At 35.8% G+C, this 16,881-nt stretch carries 15 protein-coding genes, 2 tRNA genes and 1 other RNA gene; 10 read left to right on the top strand and 8 right to left on the bottom strand.

All coding sequences use genetic code 11. The annotated features are described in order from the left end of the window. Positions 1 to 3 precede the first annotated feature (3 nt). Together lepA and CVO_RS01985 are read right to left on the bottom strand one after the other, a co-directional pair. Positions 4 to 1,794 (bottom strand): translation elongation factor 4, encoded by a 1,791-nt coding sequence (lepA, locus tag CVO_RS01980; RefSeq protein ID WP_152299841.1) that lies wholly within the window; start codon positions 1,792 to 1,794, stop codon positions 4 to 6. Between the two features lie 13 nt (positions 1,795 to 1,807). After that, on the bottom strand, positions 1,808 to 2,734 hold the full coding sequence (locus CVO_RS01985; protein ID WP_152299840.1) for a ribose-phosphate pyrophosphokinase: 927 nt from the start codon (positions 2,732 to 2,734) through the stop codon (positions 1,808 to 1,810). Between the two features lie 173 nt (positions 2,735 to 2,907). Here CVO_RS01985 and CVO_RS01990 point away from each other — a divergent pair, with 173 nt between their 5' ends. The 3 genes from CVO_RS01990 to CVO_RS02000 all read left to right on the top strand — a co-directional run bounded on the left by CVO_RS01990 (position 2,908) and on the right by CVO_RS02000 (position 5,816). Continuing rightward, on the top strand, positions 2,908 to 4,326 hold the full coding sequence (locus CVO_RS01990) for an SLC13 family permease (RefSeq protein ID WP_159569704.1): 1,419 nt from the start codon (positions 2,908 to 2,910) through the stop codon (positions 4,324 to 4,326). Positions 4,327 to 4,413: 87 nt separating this feature from the next. Then, entirely contained in the window at positions 4,414 to 5,238 is an 825-nt protein-coding gene (locus CVO_RS01995) for a hypothetical protein (protein ID WP_152299838.1), read from the top strand. A 200-nt stretch (positions 5,239 to 5,438) separates the two neighbouring features. Then, a complete protein-coding gene (locus CVO_RS02000) occupies positions 5,439 to 5,816 on the top strand; it encodes a hypothetical protein (protein WP_159569706.1) in 378 nt (125 codons plus the stop codon). 108 nt (positions 5,817 to 5,924) lie between these two features. Here CVO_RS02000 and ssrA read toward each other — a convergent pair. The 6 genes from ssrA to mraY all read right to left on the bottom strand — a co-directional run bounded on the left by ssrA (position 5,925) and on the right by mraY (position 9,448). Next, positions 5,925 to 6,300: a transfer-messenger RNA gene (gene ssrA, locus CVO_RS02005) on the bottom strand. 88 nt (positions 6,301 to 6,388) lie between these two features. Then, a tRNA-Phe gene (locus CVO_RS02010) sits at positions 6,389 to 6,464 on the bottom strand. A 29-nt stretch (positions 6,465 to 6,493) separates the two neighbouring features. Further along, positions 6,494 to 6,569: transfer RNA gene (locus CVO_RS02015), tRNA-Phe, on the bottom strand. Between the two features lie 58 nt (positions 6,570 to 6,627). Further along, on the bottom strand, positions 6,628 to 7,188 hold the full coding sequence (purN, locus tag CVO_RS02020) for a phosphoribosylglycinamide formyltransferase (protein WP_152299807.1): 561 nt from the start codon (positions 7,186 to 7,188) through the stop codon (positions 6,628 to 6,630). Beyond that, the gene (gene murD / locus CVO_RS02025) at positions 7,185 to 8,387 is read right to left on the bottom strand and encodes a UDP-N-acetylmuramoyl-L-alanine--D-glutamate ligase (protein ID WP_159569708.1); all 1,203 of its coding nucleotides are present in this window, start codon (positions 8,385 to 8,387) and stop codon (positions 7,185 to 7,187) included. Before murD ends, purN begins: the two co-directional genes overlap by 4 nt. After that, positions 8,387 to 9,448: a phospho-N-acetylmuramoyl-pentapeptide-transferase gene (gene mraY / locus CVO_RS02030; protein ID WP_152299805.1), complete on the bottom strand. Its 1,062-nt coding sequence runs from the start codon at positions 9,446 to 9,448 to the stop codon at positions 8,387 to 8,389. The genes murD and mraY overlap by 1 nt, the downstream gene beginning before the upstream one ends. An 89-nt stretch (positions 9,449 to 9,537) precedes the next feature. Here mraY and gpmI point away from each other — a divergent pair, with 89 nt between their 5' ends. The 7 genes from gpmI to pdxH all read left to right on the top strand — a co-directional run bounded on the left by gpmI (position 9,538) and on the right by pdxH (position 16,875). Further along, on the top strand, positions 9,538 to 11,013 hold the full coding sequence (gpmI, locus tag CVO_RS02035) for a 2,3-bisphosphoglycerate-independent phosphoglycerate mutase (RefSeq protein WP_159569710.1): 1,476 nt from the start codon (positions 9,538 to 9,540) through the stop codon (positions 11,011 to 11,013). Between the two features lie 73 nt (positions 11,014 to 11,086). After that, complete coding sequence (gene fabG / locus CVO_RS02040) at positions 11,087 to 11,833, top strand: 3-oxoacyl-ACP reductase FabG (RefSeq protein WP_159569712.1); 747 nt, start codon at positions 11,087 to 11,089, stop codon at positions 11,831 to 11,833. Positions 11,834 to 11,854: 21 nt separating this feature from the next. Next, positions 11,855 to 12,802, top strand: coding sequence for a YbgA family protein (locus CVO_RS02045; protein WP_159569714.1), 948 nt, complete (start codon positions 11,855 to 11,857; stop codon positions 12,800 to 12,802). Then, positions 12,799 to 14,127, top strand: coding sequence for a cryptochrome/photolyase family protein (locus CVO_RS02050; RefSeq protein ID WP_159569716.1), 1,329 nt, complete (start codon positions 12,799 to 12,801; stop codon positions 14,125 to 14,127). The genes CVO_RS02045 and CVO_RS02050 overlap by 4 nt, the downstream gene beginning before the upstream one ends. 276 nt (positions 14,128 to 14,403) lie before the next feature. Continuing rightward, positions 14,404 to 14,667, top strand: coding sequence for a hypothetical protein (locus tag CVO_RS02055; protein ID WP_152299800.1), 264 nt, complete (start codon positions 14,404 to 14,406; stop codon positions 14,665 to 14,667). A 56-nt stretch (positions 14,668 to 14,723) separates the two neighbouring features. After that, the gene (locus CVO_RS02060) at positions 14,724 to 16,220 is read left to right on the top strand and encodes an ABC1 kinase family protein (protein WP_241690987.1); all 1,497 of its coding nucleotides are present in this window, start codon (positions 14,724 to 14,726) and stop codon (positions 16,218 to 16,220) included. A 16-nt stretch (positions 16,221 to 16,236) separates the two neighbouring features. Then, positions 16,237 to 16,875, top strand: a complete 639-nt coding sequence (pdxH, locus tag CVO_RS02065) for a pyridoxamine 5'-phosphate oxidase (protein WP_152299798.1) — start codon at positions 16,237 to 16,239, stop codon at positions 16,873 to 16,875. Positions 16,876 to 16,881: the final 6 nt, after the last annotated feature.

The following is a 16,881-nucleotide window of genomic DNA, read 5'->3' on the forward strand; positions in this document are numbered from 1 at the left end:
TGCTTAGTCCATCTTCAATACGGACATAAACGCTTCTTGAGGAAGCTGTACTTTCCCGATAGATTTCATTCTTTTTTTGCCGGCTTTTTGTTTTTCAAGCAGTTTTCTCTTGCGGGTAATGTCACCGCCGTAACACTTTGCAGTAACATTTTTGCCCATTGATTTTACTGTTTCACGAGCAATTACCTGATTGCCAAGAGATGCTTGGACGGCTACTTCAAATAGTTGTCTAGGGATAAGTTCTTTCATATTTTTAACCAAAGCTCGACCGCGAGTTAAAGCCGATGTGCGAGGCACTATAACGCTTAATGCATCAACAACCTCACCGGCTACTTTAACATCTAGTTTTACAAGGTCACCCTCTCTAAACTCTATCGGCTCATAGTCAAATGAAGCATAACCTTTCGAGATAGATTTTAAAGTATCGTAAAAACCGACGACTATCTCGTTCATCGGAAGAGAATACTCAAGCATAACTCTATCTTCATTTAGATATGTCATCTTATCCTGCGTACCTCTTTTGGATATAAGAAGGTTTATAACATTTCCAAGATATTCGCTTGGTGTTATTACCGTTGCTTTTATGTAAGGCTCTTCTATTCTGTCTATATGGTTTATCGGCGGAAGTTCCGAAGGATTTTGAACCTCTACCAAATCTCCGTTGTTTAGATACACATTATAAATAACAGATGGTGCAGTAGCAATTAAATCAAGCCCAAACTCTCTTTCAAGACGCTCCTTGATAACTTCCATATGAAGCATTCCCAAAAATCCGACACGAAATCCAAAACCAAGAGCTATAGAGGTTTCAGGCTCATAAGAGAGAGAGCTGTCATTTAAACGAAGTTTGTCTAATGCGTCACGAAGCTCTTCAAACATATCCGTATCAATAGGGTAGAGACCTGCAAATACAAACGGTTTAGCCGGCTCATACTTTCCTACAGGTTCTGCAGTTGGTTTTTTTGCATCGGTAATAGTATCACCTACATTTACAACGCTTACATCTTTTAAGCCAAGAACTACTATGCCGATTTCGCCACTTTTTATAGAAGCTGTTTTTTGTCTCTTTAATGGATGAGGATACATTAAGTCAAGAACTTGATGCTCCTCGTTGTTGCTCATAAGTTTTACTACTTGATTTTTTTTAATCTCTCCATCAAACACACGCACTAATGCCAATGCACCAAGGTACGGATCAAACCAGGAGTCGTAAATAATAGCTTTTGTAGGAGAGTCAGGGTCTCCAACAGGAGCCGGAACTCGTTCTACTATAGCATCTATAAGCTCACGGATACCGACTCCTGTTTTTGCGGATACTAAACAAGCATCAGTTGCATCTATTCCTATGCTTGTTTCAATCTCTTCTGCTACTTTTATGGGATCTGCTGCAGGAAGGTCTATCTTGTTTATAACAGGAATAAGTTCTAAGTTATTTTCCATTGCAAGATAAACATTTGCAATTGTTTGAGCTTCAACTCCTTGAGCTGCATCAACGATAAGCAGTGCACCATCACTTGAAGCCAAGGACTTACTAACTTCATAAGAAAAATCAACATGACCCGGAGTATCAATAAGATTTAAAATATAGTGCTCACCGTCTTTAACATAATCAAGCCTGACACTTTGAGCTTTTATGGTAATACCGCGCTCCTTTTCGATATCCATCGTATCCATCATCTGTTTGCCTAGTTCCCTCTCGGTTACAGAGCCGCACTCTTGAATGATACGATCAGCTAAAGTACTTTTACCGTGGTCAATATGCGCTATGATAGAAAAGTTTCTAATATTTTTCAATTAATTCCCTTGATTATGCAAATAATGAGTTTACGCTTTCGTTATGATAAACTCTGCGAATAACTTCTGCAAAAAGAGGTGCAACCGTTAAAACTACAATTTTATCGTGCGGTTTTGATTCTAATGTATTTGTAACAATGAGCTCATCAAGTTCACCGTTTTCTATATTTTCGTAAGCTTTTCCGCTTAAAACAGCATGCGTAGCACACGCCATAACAGAAGAAGCCCCTTTATTTTTAAGCGCAGTTGCCGCTTTTACCATAGTTCCGGCAGTATCTACCATATCATCAATCATAATAACATCTTTTCCGCTTACATCACCGATAATATTCATAACTTCACTCTCATTTGCTTTTTCACGGCGTTTATCAACAATAACCATATCAAGTCCCATGCGTGAGGCGAAATATCTTGCTCTTGCAACACCGCCGATATCAGGAGATGCTATAACAGGATTTTTAAGATTTTTACTTTTAATATAATTTTCAAAGGTTACAGAGCCGTAAAGGTTGTCAACAGGAATATTGAAAAAGCCTTGGATCTGCCCTGCATGCAAATCTATCGTTACAACTCTGTCTATCCCGGCAGCTTCATACATGTCAGCTACAAGTCTTGCAGTAATTGGAACACGAGGAGCTGCTTTACGGTCTTGCCTTGCATATCCATAGTATGGAACAACAGCTGTAATACTAGAAGCACTTGATCTGCGAAGAGCATCTGTCATAATTAGAAGCTCCATTAAATTATCATTTGAGGGTGCTCCTGTTGACTGGATGATAAATACATCACGCCCGCGAACACTTTCTGATATTTGGATAGAGATCTCTCCATCACTAAATTTTTTAACATCAGCTTTTGCAAGTGGGACATCTAGAATTTGACAAACTTCTTTGGCAAATTGATTGCTGGCAGAACCAGCGAAAATTTTATAACCGCGCATAGAATACCTTTTGAAAAATTTAAAAGAGATTATACAAAATTAGTGCTGAGGAGTTGTTAAAATAATAAATCTTAAAAAAATTTAATTTCTTTATTCGTTTTAAATTTTTTAGTTTGATATAATGATAAAAAAATTAATAAATACTTAAGTTTAAAAGAGATGGTAAAAATTTCATGAATTCTGCTTATAAAATATTTACACAATTTTCATTTCTCTCATTTTTCGCCTCTTTATTTGCAGCACTTTTATTAGCATATACTCCTGAATATGGATTATCAAAAGAAGCAGTGAATACACTTTTTATACTTATCTTTGCAGCAGGACTTTGGATAAGCGAGGCAATACCGGCATTTGCGGTTTCGCTTTTGGTCGTGGCGCTAGAGATAGTTCTTTTAGGTTTTAGTGATTTTGATTTTTCAGCTTCAAATGAGTGGGAAATATACTTAGACCCCTGGTCTTCACCTTTGATTTTTCTTTTTTTAGCAGGTTTTATAATGGCATTAGCCGCCTCAAAAACAAAGATTGATGTATGGCTGGCAAAAAAAGTTCTATTTTATGTCGGAAACAAACCGCATAATATTATTACAGGTCTGATGGCAGTTACTTATTTTTTGTCTATGTTTATCTCAAATACTGCTACGGCTGCTATGATGATGACTATTATCACTCCTATGCTGCTAAGTATAAAATCATCAAATCCATTTTCTAAAGCTACAGTTCTGGGAGTTGCCGTAAGTGCAAACCTTGGCGGAATGGCTACAATAATAGGAACACCTCCAAATGCAATAGCTGTCGGTATTTTGGGGCAGAGTGCTCCATCATTTATAGGATGGATGGGTCTGGCTTTGGTACCATCGTTATTTATCGTAATAATTCTTAGATTTTTGATAGTAAAACTTTATCCTTCAAATGAAGAGTTTATAAATCTACAAAGTATCGGTGAAGTTGAACATCTAGATAGTGAAACAAAAAATTCAAACACAGAGATACTTCCTGGCTGGAAAAGGGTAGTAACCATTGTGATTTTTATAATAACTATACTCTTATGGTTAAGCGGTCCATTACATCATATCCCAACTACAGCCATATCTTTTCTTCCTATAATAGGACTTACTCTTTTTGGAATAATAGACGCGGATGATATTTGTAAAATTCGATGGGATGTAATTATTTTAATCATAGGAGGACTTAGCCTTGGTTTTGCCATCTCAAAAAGTGGATTAGATGCATGGTTTGCAACGCTTATTGAAACTGATGGGCTCTCTCTATTTTGGATTGCATTGATATTTTCATACTTTGTGGTTTTAGTGTCAAATTTTATGAGTAATACAGCAGCTACCAATATAACTCTTCCGATAGTTGTAGCAATTGCCGCAACAATTTCTGCATCTTCATCCCAATTCGCTGTAATTGCAGTAGCTCTTAGTGCCTCTTTTGCTATGAGCCTGCCTGTTTCAACTCCTCCAAATGCCATAGTGTTTGCAAGTAATAAAGTTATTTCCAGAGACTTTTTAATTATTGGACTGGTAACAGCTCTTATTGGGCCTCCGGTGGTAATAGGTTGGCTCTATTTTATAAATACTGTTTTTTAAAAAACTTAAATTAACTTTTTTTAAGTTTTTAGATAATAGAATGAGTTATAGACGGAGTATTTTTTATATTAAACAAAAAGAGGAAGCATGAATTTTTTAGTTAAATATTGGGATAAGATATTGATACTTTTTTTTTCAATAGTTGTAGTTGTTTTGGCTTTCTCTTTTGCTATCGATATAAAGGCAAAAGAAATTATTGATGACTCTTTGGCTCAAGCAATTGTAGTATTTGGCAGCGCTAAGGCTCTAAATGCAGTTATATCTCTTGCTCAGGGAACAGAGTTGGATCTGCCTTTTTTAACGGTTGCTATAGGCGAAGTTTTAGATCCGATCAATGATTTAATTGAACAATTTTCTCTTATAATGCTTGCAAGCATGACATCATTGGGTATTCAAAAAATATTGATGGCTTTTGTGACAAACAAAATATTCAATATAGTTTTGGTCTTTTGTTTGACGGTAGTAAATATTTGGTTATTTCTTAGGTTTAAAAAAGATGAAAGAGTTCGATCGTTATTTTTTAAAGTTACTGTTATTTTGGTTTTTTTGAGATTTGCAATACCTTTTATAGGATTTGTAAATGAGGTGACATATCACTATTTTGTTAAGCCTGAATATAATATTGAGAAGCTAAACGAAAATATTGTTAAAGCCAAAGATGAGGTCAGTAAAGTTACAAATGAGACTATTATGCAAAAACAGCAGAGTTCTTTTTTTGATAAAGTAGTAGAAAAATTTGATTCTGATTATTACAGCAAAAAAGTTGATGAGTATAGAGATGCGGCTGAAGATTCCAGTCAGTATATTGTTGATTTGATAACTGTTTTTGTGTTTCAGACTATACTTTTGCCAATAATTTTTCTTTTGGTTTTATACTATTTTATAAAAGGAATTTTCAATATAGGCAGATAAAATCTTAGAAATATCAAAAAAATAAATATTACTAATTTTGTTTTTAAAGTATTTTTTGTAAAATGTGTTTAATGCTAGAAAAAATTTAGCATTTTTGAAAATTAATGTTGTAAAAGTTTTAATTTTTTAAAGTAATAAAATTAACTTTTAGAAAAATAGATTTATATTTTAAAATATAATAAAAATCGGGAGAAGTTATCATGAAAAAAATCATTTTAAAAGCATTGTGTGTAGCATCATTAATTGTTGTGCCATCGGCACTATTTGCCCAAAACGGCAAAGGTTCTAAAAATAATAGTGAAGGATACACTCAAGAAAGAGTTCAAAAAAATGAGCAAAGTTATGACAGAAAACAGGAACAAAAGAATTTAAAAGCTCAGAAAAAACAAGAAATAGAAGAACGCAAAGCTCAGAAAAAGCAAGAAAAGGAAGAGCGTAAAGCTCAAAAAAAACAAGAAAAAGAAGAGCGTAAAGTTCAAAAAGAAGAACGCAAATCTCAAAAAGAGTTAGAAAAAGAGCAACGCAAATCTCAGAAGGAAAAAAATCGAAATTCAAATATAGAAGCAAATGACGATTAATTTTTCAGATTATTAAAAATTTTTTGTTTACAAAAATTTAGCCAGTTTGGTGGAAGCAAACTTCTGCTTTAAACTGGTAATTATTTTTTTTATTTAAAAGTAAGTGATTGGTGGAGCTGTGGAGGATCGAACTCCAGTCCGAAACCACGCTACTCCTAATGTCTACATGTTTAGAAAAGTTGTTTAAGTTTAATCCTGCTTTACACAACTTGCAAAGCTACACAAGACGATCCTCTGAAGTTCTTTTTATGTTCGAGGCGTACATAAAATATATCTACATAAGGGTTATACTTCGAATCCTGCCTATCTAGAGTCAACAGGTGAAGCAGCCCACCTCTTGCGAGGGGTTAAAACTTATGCTACTGCGTAAGCTGGGCGGTAATTTGTATTGTTTGCGTTTAAGCAAGTTGAGCCGCGTAACGGAAGTGCTCAGTCCGACATGCAATTAGAAGCTACTTGATCCCGTCGAAACCAGATCAGCCCCATGAACGAAATTATATCTCAAAAAATTTAATTTTTTGGCAAATAAATAGAATATTGATTAGTTTTAAATTTCTTATAAGATAAAAGGGTGGTGGCCAATCTCGGAATCGAACCAAGGACACAGTGATTTTCAGTCACTTGCTCTACCGACTGAGCTAATTGGCCATTAAAAAATTTGAAAGTCTTTAAAAGGGTGGTGGCCAATCTCGGAATCGAACCAAGGACACAGTGATTTTCAGTCACTTGCTCTACCGACTGAGCTAATTGGCCATCTTTTAAAGAGCGCAATTATATAACTTAAGGACTGAAAGTTAGCTTACAAACTGGTTTATTTGATGTTTTTAAATGCTTCTACTATTGCAAGCTGTTCAAGTTTTTTGATTTTAGACTCTAGCGAATCTACGCTTTCATCTTTGCTAAGTGAGAGTTTTTTTTGTAAAAGTATCTCTCCGTCATCATAGTTTTCATTAACCAGATGAATGGTAACACCGCTCACTTTTTCTCTGTTTTTAATAACGGCTTCATGAACAAAGCGCCCATACATTCCAGTTCCGCCATAGTTTGGAAGAAGCGCAGGATGTGAATTTATAATTTTAAACTTTTTTGTTAAGACGCTTGATAGTTTTTTCATATAGCCGGATAAAAAAACATATTCACACTCATACTTTTTTAAAAGCTGTTCTATTTTTTGGTTTGGATCTGTATCAGTTTTTGAGTTTATAACAAAATTGTCAATTCCATATTGCTTTGCTTTTTGTAAAGCAACTGAATTTGAGTTATTTGAGATAACTACTGCTATCTCTATATTTATCTCTTTTTGTTGAGCGGCTTTATACAGCGCAACAAAACCGCTACCGTTGTGTGATGCCAGGATTGCAACTTTTTTCATTGAAGTTCTTTTACCTTATTTTTAAAAACTTCTCCTCTATGTGCATAGGAGGTAAATTCATCAAGGCTTGCAGCAGCGGGAGAAAGGAGAGCTATTTCATTTCCATGGAGCTGTTTATCAATCCTCTCTACGGCATCTGTTAAATTTTTGCATATCTCAAATGCAATGCTGTATTTTTTTGCAAGTTCACAGAGTTTGTCTTTGTTTGACCCTATGGCGTAAATCTTCACATTACAATTTTGCAGGTAGATAAAAAGTTCGTTCAAATCAACGCCTTTGTCATCTCCGCCTAAAATCAGATGTACATATTGTTTCTTGTATCGTTTGAGTGCGGCGATTGTTGCATCAAGATTTGTCGCTTTTGTATCATTAACCCAGAGCCGATTTTTATTGTCTCTGAGCTCCTCTTGTCTATGCGGATCTATAACAAATGCGTTGATTTTTTCGTAATGGGTTCTGTCAAAAAGTATCTTCTCTACCGACATTGCCAAAAGCGCATCTATCAAAAAAGCGCCTTTAAAATTGATTTTTTCTATATTTATGCCGAAATACGCTGCCAAATCACTCTCATCATTATAGGTAATAAGGTGTGCAGATGTTTTTACATCTTTATACGCTTCAGGTATGATTGCAACTTCTCCTTCGCGCATCATGGTTACAGGTTTTACTTTGGCGCTTATATATGCATCTATATCTCCATGCCAACTGAGATGGTCAGGAGTTATGGGAAGCAGAATATAGATATTTGGGAGAGCTTTTTTTGTGTAGTGAATTGTAAAAGAGCTCGTCTCTAAAATCCAAATAGCTGCATTTTTATCCATATCTGCCAAAGGTGTTCCGATGTTTCCGCCTGCTGCAGAGCCTCTCTCTTGTAAAAGATGCTGCATCATCTGTGTTGTGGTTGTTTTGCCGTTTGTACCGCTTATCCAAATCTTTAAAGGTGCAGTATCTGCAAAAACATCATATTCGCTGATGAGATTTTTAGCTTTTTTTATAAGTGCATTTTTCGGCGGTATACCCGGGGAGACAATTTCCAAATCTGAGTAGCTTGGATTAAACTCTGATGAAGGTTTTACTTTAAAGCCTTTCTCATCTATAAAAGGTTTGATGCATTTATCATCATAAAATAGTGCATTAGGATAGAGTTTTGTCAATGCCTTTGTTGTTTTGCCGTAGCCAAATAGAGAGACTCTTTTCATCAGCGTATCTTTAGAGTGATAAGAGCTATAACATTAGAGAGCATTGCAATAATCCAAAATCGAACAATTATCTTATTTTCTGCCCATTTTTTCATCTCAAAATGATGATGAATAGGTGCCATTAAAAAAACTCTTTTTTTTCTAAGTTTATAGCTTCCTACTTGAAGAATAACGGAGAGTGTTTCTATAACAAAAATAGAGCCGATAAGCAGAAGTAAAATTTCACTTTTAGAGATAATCGCAAGATAACCTAAAAATGCACCGATTGTAAGCGAACCGCTGTCACCCATAAAAACTTCTGCAGGATGGCAGTTGTACCATAAAAAACCTGTTAATGCGCCAATAAGAGCACTTGAGACGATTGCAACCTCTCCTATGTTTATATTTGGCATAAGCAGGTAGGAACTGATTGTAGCATTTCCGGTAATGTAGATAATAATGCTAAAAGATGAAAGAGCGGCCAAAGAGGGTACAGTTGCAAGTCCATCAAGTCCATCTGTCAAATTGACTGCATTTGATGTTGCTATTATCACTATAACCCAAAAAAAGATAGCAAAAAATTTCATGTCGCAAACCGGATTTTTTAAAAAAGGAATATAAAGGTTGGTGTTAAAATCAGATATAGTATATAGAAAAAGAGCTATAGCTGTTGCTGAGATAATTTGTAAAAGGAGTTTTGTTCTTGCTTTTAAGCCTGCTAAGTTTTCATTTTTTTTGATTTTTGCAAAGTCATCCTTAAAACCGATAAGGACAAATATGACAAGCGTAGCAATAGCGCCTAGAGCGTAAATATTTGAAAAATTTATGCTAATCAAAGAGGCTAAAATAGTTGAAAAGATAAAAATAACTCCACCCATCGTCGGGGTTTTTGCTTTGCCCTGATGTCTCTGGGGTGCCCAGCTGTTAATAGGTTGGACACTTGAGTTTTTTTGAGCCCATCTAATAAAACGGGGCATTAAAAAGAGTGTAAAAAACAGAGCTAAAAAGAATGATATTCCAGCACGAATTGTTATATATCCAAGTAAATTTATATGTAGAATTTCTGATAGCCAATATAGCAAAGTAAATAGTCCTTATAAAATAAAAATGACATTATAGTATAATTGCATAAAACTTTCGTTAGAAGAAGATTTGGTAAAAGGAGTCAACATTGACAAAAAAAGCTGTTTTAGTCATAACGGATGGTATAGGCTATAGTGCAAAGACTGAATATAATGCGTTTTATAACGCGACAAAACCTACTTATGACAAACTTTTCAATAGTACTCCGCACTCTTTGATTGATACTTTTGGACTTAGTGTAGGACTTCCTGAAGGACAAATGGGTAATTCTGAAGTCGGGCATATGACTATTGGAAGCGGGCGGATTTTATATCAAGATTTGGTAAAAATATCTCTGGCTTTAAATGAAAACAGATTTAAAGACAATGAAGAGTTTAAAAATCTTTTACTCAAATCAAAAAGATTGCATCTTATAGGACTTATGAGTGATGGCGGTGTTCATTCGCATATTGATCACTTTATGGGCATTGCTGATTTGGCTGCAAAAGAGGGCAAAGAGATCTTTTTGCATCTCATTACAGACGGCAGAGATGTGTCACCAACTTCTGCTAAAAAATATTTAGAACAAGTTTGTAAGCATGTTGGAGAAAATATAAAGATTGCCACAATTAGCGGCCGTTTTTATTCAATGGACAGAGATAATCGCTGGGATAGAGTCCAGAAAGGTTACGAAGCGATTGTAAATGCAACTCCAAAAACCGATATGCAGCCATCTGAATATATTGATGCCTCTTATGCAAAGGATGAGACGGATGAATTTATAGAACCTGTTGCATTTAGTGACTATGAGGGTATGAAAGAGGGTGATGGCATTTTAACGATAAACTTTCGAAGCGACCGAATGCGTGAGATAGTAAATGCAATTGCAGATAAGAATTTTAACGGTTTTAAAAAATCTCATATAGATGTTAATCTTGCAACGATTACAGAGTATGACAAAAGTTTTACTTACCCTGTTTTGTTTAAAAAAGATACGCCGAAAAATACCTTGGCAGAGGTTATATCCAAAGCAGGTCTTAGACAGCTTCATACTGCTGAGACTGAAAAATATGCACATGTAACATTTTTCTTAAACGGCGGAATTGATGAACCTTATGAGAATGAGACAAGAGTTTTGATTCCCTCTCCAAATGTAAAAACCTATGATGAAAAGCCGCAGATGAGTGCGCCGGAAGTCGGAGAAGTAGTACTTAAAGCAATGGATGATGAGTATGATTTTGTAGTTGTAAATTTTGCAAACGGTGATATGGTGGGACACACTGGAGATTTTGAAGCGGCAAAAATAGCTGTAAATACAGTTGATACCCAGCTTGGAAAGATTTTAAACAAAGCAAAAGAGAAAAATTATGCTGTTGTTATCACTTCAGACCATGGAAATTGTGAAGAGATGAGAGATGATGAGGGGCATATCTTAACAAATCACACGGTCGGAAAAGTGTGGTGTTTTGTGGAAGCTGAGGGTGTAAGCAAAGTTGAAAATGGTGGATTAAATAATATTGCACCGACTCTCTTAAAACTGATGGGGCTTGAGGTCCCTTCAGAGATGGATCATAGTTTAGTATAAAAATTTTAAATATTTTACTCTAAACAAATTGTTTGAACAAAAATATAAATCAAAAAAATTAAGGAGAAATAGTATGAAATTTAGCGGAAAAAATGTTTTAGTAACTGGTTCAAGTAGAGGTATAGGCGCAGAGATCGCAAAGGTTTTGGCAACTTACGGACTTAAAGTTTGGATAAACTACAGAAGCGGTGCAGCGGAAGCGGATGCTGTTAAAGATGCTATCGAAGCGGCAGGTGGCAGTGCGGCTGTTATCGGTTTTGATGTAAGTGATGAGAATGCTTTTATAGATGCGATTAAAACTATCGTTGATTGTGATGGCGAATTAAGCTACCTTGTAAATAATGCAGGAATCACAAACGACAAACTTGCACTTAGAATGAAGAGCGAAGATTTTATGTCGGTAATCAATGCAAATCTTCTCTCATGTTTTGTTGGATGCCGCGAAGCTATGAAAGTTATGAGAAAGAAAAAATTCGGCTCAGTTGTAAATATCGCCTCAATCGTTGGCGAAACCGGAAATGCCGGTCAGACTAACTACTCTGCTAGCAAAGGAGGCGTTATTGCTATGAGTAAGAGTTTCGCACTTGAAGCGGCATCTAGCGGCATTCGCTACAACACGATAACTCCGGGCTTTATAGCAACCGAGATGACTGATGTTTTAAGCGATGAGATAAAAGATAGTTTTACATCTAAGATCCCTATGGGGCGTTTTGGAAACCCTGCTGAAGTAGCAGAGGCAACGGCATTTTTACTCTCAGATCACTCAAGTTATATTACGGGCGAGACGCTGAAAGTTAACGGCGGAATGAACATGGCGTAAGCCAAAAAAAAGGAACAAAAGATGAATATAGCAGTATCGGCATGTTTACTAGGGGAGAAAGTTCGATTTGACGGCGGGCACAAGCATGACAGATTTGTTACCGATGAGCTTGGAAAGTACGCCTCTTTTGTTCCATTTTGTCCTGAAGCCATAGCTTTTGGCACTCCAAGACCATCTATAAAACTTGTAAACAGAGATGACAATATTGCCGTTGTCTCAAACAAAGACGGCAGTAATTTAACTCAAAAGCTTCTTGATAAATCTTATGAGGAGATTCACAGAATATCTGATGAGAAGCTAGGCGGCATTATATTTAAATCCCGCTCGCCAAGCTGTGGTTTTGGAAGTGCTAAGGCATATCTAGACAATGGCTTTGCCGACTCAAAAACAGACGGTGTTTTTGTGAGTATTTGCAGAGAGAAGTTTCCTCTTTTGCCTATGGAAGAGGAGGGTAGACTTCAAGATGCGTGGCTAAGAGAGAACTTTGTGATGCAGCTCTTTGCGTATAACTCCATAGAAAAGTTAAAAGAGAGTAAGCTGAGCATGAAAACGCTTGTAGATTTTCATACAAGAAACAAGTTTTTGCTTCAGGCAAAAGATGAGAATCTCTACAGAGTACTTGGAAATATTGTGGGTAATCATGAAAATCTCTCATTTGATGAACTCTTTGCAAACTATGAGCATAACTTTAAAGTTGCCATCTCGCAAAAAAGCTCGATAAAAAGAAACAGAAATGTACTGGAGCATATGGCAGGTTTTTTTAAAAATGAACTAAGTTCAGTTGAAAAAGAGGCTCTGCATGAGCAGATAGATGATTATGCAAAAAAGATAGTCCCGATCATCACTCCGCTCTCAACGATCAAGCTCTATGCTAAAAAATACAACACTAGCTATCTTTTGGCTCAGACTTTTTTGGAGCCCTACCCAAAAGAGCTCGCTCTTCGCTCAAGCCTGCTTAGTTCAAAATGAAGCGCATCCTCTGGTTTAGAAGAGATTTAAGGGTTGAGGACAATCCGCTTCTCTCTTTTGGCGGGGAAGTTCTTCCTATCTTTATATTTGATGAAAATATCCTCAAAGAGCTCTCTAAAAATGATAAAAGAGTCTCTTTTATCTTCCATTATGTAGTAAAGTTGAAATCTGACCTGCAAAAAGTTGGGCTTGACCTTAAGATCTTCTATGGCAAACCGGAAGATATCTTTGAGGAGTTAAAAGGTTTTGATGAAGTTGTAGCATCTGGAGATTATGACGCTTATGCAAAAGAGCGTGACACAAAAATCTCTCATATATTGCACTTTCGTTACCTTAGTGACACATACATCTTCAAGCCAAAAGAGGTGCTAAAAGAAAATGGTGAACCTTACTTCGTTTTTACTCCTTTTTACAAAAAAGCCAGAACGATTCTTGAGCATAAAAATATAGATGAAGTAAAAATTGCAGAGCATGTTTTGGCACAAGAGGATTATGAGGACATCCAAATAAATGGCAAAAAACTCTTGCTTGAGCTTGAAAGTATAGGATTTATAAAACAAGAGATCGAGATAGTAGATCCGCATGTAAAGCTGGAGAATTTTTTAAAAAAGATAGACAACTATCAAGAGATGCGGGACTATTTGTCCTCGGATGCGACTTCGGGCTTAAGTGTTGATCTGCGTTTTGGTACTATCTCCATCAGAGCGATTTTAAGAGCTCTCTTCTCTTTAAAAAGCTCAAATATAGAGCCATTTATCAGACAGCTTATCTTTAGGGACTTTTACGCCTATCTTCTTTTTCATATCCCGACATTGGAGACTCAAAACTACAAGTATAATTTTAACGGCATAGAAGATGATGAGAAATTCAGAGCCTTTTGTGAAGCAAAAACTGGCGTTCCTATCGTAGATGCAGGGGTGAGAGAGTTGCTCGAAACCGGGCAGATGCACAACCGTGTGCGAATGGTTGTCGCCTCTTTTTTCACAAAAGACCTGCTTCTGCCTTGGCAATGGGGAGAGCGCTTTTTCGCATCACATCTGCTTGACTACGACCTAGCCAGCAACGCACTATCATGGCAGTGGAGTGCCGGAACGGGAGTTGACCCGCAACCCTACTTTAGAGTCTTTAATCCATATTTACAGAGTAAAAGATTTGATAAAGAGGCATATTACATCAAAAAATGGTTACCTGAATTAAGAGATATCGCACCAAAATTTTTACATGATGAAATCTATCTTTTAAAAAACTCAATTCCAAATTATCCCAGACCTGTGGTAATACATAAAGAAGCGGCAAATAGAGCGATTTCACTTTTTAAAAAATAACCAATCGACAAAATAAAACTATGAAAAAAGTTTGTAGCAATGTAAAATATTTCTTTAAAATAAAACTTATACATCACTGAAATAAAAAGGAGTATTAATGAAAGTTGTAATGAGTATAGCTGGTTCAGACAGCAGCGGTGAAGATTGGGATGCTCTACTCCAAAGAAATTATTGGATTTATAGGAGAGCTGTTTGATTTTTTTATTCAGTTTGAATTTGATAAAATGTTTGCATATAGACATAAAATTACAAAAAGTATTTTAGAAAGGAAAAAAAATGTTTAAAGATTTACTCTACACGAGCATTGGTGCCGCGGTTGTTTTAAAAGAGAGAGTTGAGGCGGAAGTTAAAAAACTTCAAGATGAGGGAAAAATTAAAACAGATGATGCGAAAAGTTTTTTAGATTCTATCGAAGCAAAAGGAAAAGAGGAAGAGATACGCATCAAAGAGCAGTTTAAGAGTGCTCTCAAAGAGGTTATCGATGAGCTTGGCGTTGCGACAAAATCGGATTTAGATAAACTAAAAGAGGATTTAAAATAAAAACTTTTTTCAAAAATATTGATTTCTACTCACCTATGCGAGTGGTGAGAGTTTTTATGTTTTTGCTTAGCATCTATTTGGTTATAAAAAAGAAAAAGAGTTTCTTTGGTATTAAGCCATTAGGTGCAAAAGAACTCAAAGAGACCATAACTTATTTGGGAGCTAGTTTTGTAAAATTAGCACAAGTTTTAGCTACAAGAGCTGATTTTTTTGATAAAGAGTATCTTCAAGAGCTTAAAGAGCTTCATGATCAGCTTCCTCCGATGAACAAAGCGGAATTTAACGAGGTTTATTCAAAGGCTTTTAGGAGTGAAACCTTTTTGAGTTTTGAAAAAGAGCCTATTGCTTCTGCTTCCATAGGTCAGGTTCATGTCGCTTATACACATAAAGAACAAAAAGTTGCAGTAAAGCTTAGACGCCTAAATATCGAACAGATGGTAAGAGCAGATATAAAAATCATCAACTTTTTTAATACTCTTTTTAAGCCTCTTCTTTCTCACTACACAAAAAACTCTATTGAGGCAGTTGTAAGTGAATTTTCAAAAATGATTCTTCAAGAGGTGAGTCTTGCTCAAGAATTAAAAAACCTTCAGAAATTCTCATCTGTATATAAAGATGCAGGTATAAAGTTTCCAACTCCTTTGGTACAATTTTGCAGCGACGATGCTTTGGTTATGAGTTTTGAGGAGGGATTTCGTTTTGATGACAAAGAAAATATTTTAAAACACAAAGTAGATTTTAACTCCATCATATCTAAACTTGTAGATTTTTATACGACACAGATGCTAATTAAAGGCTATTTTCATGCTGATCCGCATCCTGGGAATTTGCTTGTAAACAAAGAGAGTGAGCTGATTTTGTTGGATTTTGGTATGGTGAAAATGGTGCCAAACAGCTCAAGGGTTGCTATCATAGAGCTTATAAAAGCGGCAAACGAGCAAGATTATGAACGCTATATCGCCGCATCGAAAAAATTAGGCACCGTTGCTTATGAAGCCCCTGTTGCAGAGGTGGCAGAATTTACTTCTAAAATGTTTGAGATATTTTCCAATGAAAATCTAAGCAGCGAATCAATGCAGCAACTTGCTTTTGAAGTTTTAGAATCTACACGAGGTTTGCCTTTTAAACTTCCAAGCGATGCTATTTATATTTTGAGAGTAAGTGCCATAGTTGAGGGCTTAGGAACAACATATATAGAAAATTTTAATGGCATAAAGGATATTTTACCTATTTTGCAAAAGAATATCCCAAGAGCATTGGGAGCAAAAGACAGCATCATAGAGACGCTTATAGATGAGATAAAAGAAATTCCTTTTTTTGCAAAAGATTTTAAATCGGCTCTAAAAAAAATAAGTGCTAATGAACTTCAAGTTGAACTTTCTCTTGATCAGTTAGAGTGGATAAAAAGAGATTTAAAAGAGAGTCAAAAATCAAATTCTCTCTCTTTTGTATTTATGCTTCTGAGTGTTTTTATTCTTTTATATGACAAAGAGTTTGCAGTATTGGCTGTAGGGTTTTTCGCTTTTGGTGCAATAAGAATTTTAAACAAATAGATATTTGGAGAAACTGATGTTAAATCTACAAGATATGCGAAGAGAGTATAAACAGAGCGAACTTGATGAGAGCAGCGTAGATGCAAGCCCTTTTGTGGAGTTTGAAAAGTGGTTTAAAGAGGCTCAAAACGCACAAATATTAGAACCAAATACAATGCTCTTAGCTACTAGCAGTGCGCAAAATATTCCAAATATAAGAGCTGTTCTTTTAAAAATATTTGATGAGAAAGGTTTTGTGTTTTTTACAAATTACAACTCCGATAAAGCAAAAGAGATAGAACAAAATCCAAATGTTGCACTGGAGTTTTTATGGTTAGATCTCGAGAGACAGGTGCGTATTATCGGCGCATGTGAGAAAATTTCCCACACAGAGTCGCTCTCTTATTTTATGAAACGCTCTCGTGGCAGTCAAATAGGTGCATGGGTAAGTGAGCAAAGCACAATTATAAGCTCTAGAAAGCTTCTTTCTATCGCACTTGAGAAGATGAAAGAGAAGTTTGAAAGCGGTAAAGTTCCGTTGCCGGATTTTTGGGGCGGCTATAGAGTAAAGCCTAGCAAAATGGAGTTTTGGCAAGGAAGAGAGAGCCGTTTGCATGATAGAATTCTCTATACAAAAGAAGGTAATAGATGGAAAATTTCACGATTGGCACCGTGAGAAAGT

The sequence above is a fragment of the Sulfurimonas sp. CVO genome, from assembly GCF_009883775.1.
GTDB lineage: Bacteria > Campylobacterota > Campylobacteria > Campylobacterales > Sulfurimonadaceae > Sulfurimonas > Sulfurimonas xiamenensis.